The organism is Sphingomonas guangdongensis, from assembly GCF_900199185.1.
In the GTDB taxonomy this organism is placed as follows: domain Bacteria; phylum Pseudomonadota; class Alphaproteobacteria; order Sphingomonadales; family Sphingomonadaceae; genus Sphingomonas; species Sphingomonas guangdongensis.
Genome location: NZ_OBMI01000006.1, coordinates 2501 through 5832, shown reverse-complemented (window position 1 = coordinate 5832; position 3332 = coordinate 2501). Strand labels below are relative to the sequence as shown.

Genomic DNA, 3332 nt, shown 5'->3' with positions numbered 1-3332 from the left:
GCAGAACGCCCCCGTCGATCTCACGACGGGGGCGTTTCTGTGGTGTTGGTTGCGGGGACAGGATTTGAACCTGTGACCTTCAGGTTATGAGCCTGACGAGCTACCGGGCTGCTCCACCCCGCGCCATGGCGCCCATCAAAGCGGTGCTTTGATGGGGACCCAAGCTGGCCGCCCATCAAAGCGGTGCTTTGATGAGAACCCAAGAAGTTGTCCGCCTCGCCGGGCGGCATTGCTTGTCCGCACCGCGCGGTGCGACGAGCGCCGTTGATATTGTGAATGGGTTTTGTGTGACACACGGTCTGCAATGCCTGGCGACGCCCTACTCTTCCACTGCTTAGGCAGTAGTACCATCGGCGCAGCCTGGTTTCACGTCCGAGTTCGGGATGGGATCGGGTGGTTCACAGGCGCTATGGCCACCAGGCAATGGAGGCCGTGTATCGGCACATCCGCAACGGCTGGCGCGCTTGCGGATGTGCTGGGGTTCAAATCGATGCACCTAGGCTGGCGTTCAACCCACGCACCAGCGCCGGTGACCGGCGTTGATGTTGGTGGTGTGGAACTCTCAAGCGCGAACAGAGCGATTAGTATCGGTTAGCTTCACGCGTTACCGCGCTTCCACATCCGATCTATCAAGGTCGTGGTCTTCGACCGCTCGATGAAATCTTATCTCGAGGGAGGCTTCCCGCTTAGATGCTTTCAGCGGTTATCCCGTCCGTACATAGCTACCCTGCTGCGCCGTTGGCACGACGACAGGTACACCAGAGGTACGTTCAACCCGGTCCTCTCGTACTAGGGTCAACTCCTCTCAAATTTCGACGCCCACGGCAGATAGGGACCAAACTGTCTCGCGACGTTCTGAACCCAGCTCACGTACCACTTTAATTGGCGAACAGCCAAACCCTTGGGACCTGCTCCAGCCCCAGGATGTGATGAGCCGACATCGAGGTGCCAAACAACCCCGTCGATATGAGCTCTTGGGGGTTATCAGCCTGTTATCCCCGGCGTACCTTTTATCCGTTGAGCGATGGCCCTTCCACGAGGGACCACCGGATCACTATGACCGACTTTCGTCTCTGCTCGACTTGTCAGTCTCGCAGTCAGGCTGGCTTATGCCATTGCACTCTAACAGCCGGTTTCCAACCGGCCTGAGCCAACCTTCGCGCGCCTCCGTTACTCTTTAGGAGGCGACCGCCCCAGTCAAACTACCCGCCACAGAGGGTCCCAGCACCGGTTTCACGGTGCGTGGTTAGACATCAGAAAACAACAGGGTGGTATTTCACCTATGGCTCCACGCCGGCTGGCGCCAACGCTTCAAAGCCTCCCACCTATGCTACACAGTTCTTTCCTAATGCCACTCTGAAGCTGCAGTAAAGGTGCACGGGGTCTTTCCGTCTAACCGCGGGTACTCCGCATCTTCACGGAGAATTCAATTTCGCTGAGCATGTCCTGGAGACAGTGGGGAAGTCGTTACGCCATTCGTGCAGGTCGGAACTTACCCGACAAGGAATTTCGCTACCTTAGGACCGTTATAGTTACGGCCGCCGTTTACCTGGGCTTCATTTCGGAGCTTGCACCCCTCCACTTAACCTTCAGGCACCGGGCAGGCGTCAGACCCTATACGTCGTCTTGAAGCCGACTTAGCAGAGCCCTGTGTTTTTGCTAAACAGTCGCTACCCCCTGGCCTGTGCCCCCAACAAGAGCTTGCGCCTATGTTGGGCCTCCTTCTTCCGAAGGTACGGAGGCAATTTGCCGAGTTCCTTCAGGACACTTCTCTCAAGCGCCTTGGTATACTCTACCTGACCACCTGTGTCGGTTTCGGGTACGGTCTATACGGTGGGGCTATTTCCCGGAACAGCTTCGAAGCCCAGCCAATCCGATAAGGCTGAACAACACACGCCATCCGTCACACACCACCAGGCCCACGAATATTAACGTGGTTCCCATCGACTACCCCCTTCGGGCTCGTCTTAGGGGCCGGCTCACCCTGCGCGGATTAGCCTTGCGCAGGAACCCTTGGTCTTTCGGCGAGAGGGCATCTCACCCTCTTTATCGCTACTCATGTCTGCATTCGCACTTCCGATACCTCCACGGTCGGTTACCCTCCCGCTTCACAGGCGTACGGAACGCTCCGCTACCGCGTACTGAAACAAGTTCAGCACACCCTAAGCTTCGGTGCACGTCTTGAGCCCCGGTACATCTTCGCCGCAGGAACCCTTGTTTAGACCAGTGAGCTGTTACGCTTTCTTTAAAGGATGGCTGCTTCTAAGCCAACCTCCTGGTTGTTTTGGGATTCCCACATGCTTTCCCACTTAGACGTGACTTGGGGACCTTAGCTGTAGGTCAGGGCTGTTTCCCTTTTGACGACGGACCTTAGCACCCGCCGTCTGTCTCCCGAGTAGTACTCCCAGGTATTCGGAGTTTGGTTAGGTTTGGTACAGCTCGCGCCGCCCTAGCCCATCCAGTGCTCTACCCCCTGGGGTATTCGCTCGAGGCACTACCTCAATAGTTTTCGCGGAGAACCAGCTATTTCCCGGCTTGATTGGCCTTTCACCCCTAAACACAACTCATCCGGTAACTTTTCAACGTTAATCGGTTCGGACCTCCAGTGGGTGTTACCCCACCTTCATCCTGGTCATGCCTAGATCGCCGGGTTTCGGGTCTAATACACCAAACTCAAATCGCCCTATTCAGACTCGCTTTCGCTGCGCCTACACCTATCGGCTTAAGCTTGCTTGGTACATTAAGTCACAGACCCATTATGCAAGAGGTACGCGGTCAGGGCATAAAACCCCTCCCACTGCTTGTAGGCAATCCGTTTCAGGTACTGTTTCACTCCCCTCATCGGGGTGCTTTTCACCTTTCCCTCACGGTACTAGTTCACTATCGGTCATGTACGAGTATTTAGGCTTGGAGGGTGGTCCCCCCATGTTCAGACAGGATTACACGTGTCCCGCCCTACTCGAGTCCTCTTGTCTCACTTTCGCATACGGGGCTGTCACCCGCTCCGGCGCTCCTTTCCAGAAGCTTCTGCTAGTTGAACAACAGGCACTGGCCTGGTCCGCGTTCGCTCGCCACTACTAACGGAATCTCGGTTGATGTCTTTTCCTCCGGCTACTGAGATGTTTCAGTTCGCCAGGTTCGCTTCACCAAAGCTATGTATTCACTCCGGTGATGACTTCAGCCAATTACCCACACCCTATGTCGCCACAGGCCGCGGATAATCGGTGAAGACGGGTTTCCCCATTCGGAAATCGCCGGGTCAAAGGTTGCTCACACCTCGCCGACGCTTATCGCAGCGTGCCACGTCCTTCTTCGCCTGTACATGCCAAGGC

Annotated in this window: 1 tRNA gene and 2 rRNA genes (1 of these 3 cut by a window edge); all 3 read right to left on the bottom strand. The window is 56.3% G+C overall.

Features of this window, described 5'->3' with window-relative positions:
- Window positions 1–46: 46 nt before the first annotated feature.
- Window positions 47–123, bottom strand: a tRNA-Met gene (locus CRO12_RS17480).
- 183 nt (window positions 124–306) lie between these two features.
- Window positions 307–421: ribosomal RNA gene (rrf, locus tag CRO12_RS17475) — 5S ribosomal RNA — on the bottom strand.
- Between the two features lie 140 nt (window positions 422–561).
- Window positions 562–3332 (bottom strand): 23S ribosomal RNA (locus CRO12_RS17470) (it continues 29 nt past the right edge of the window).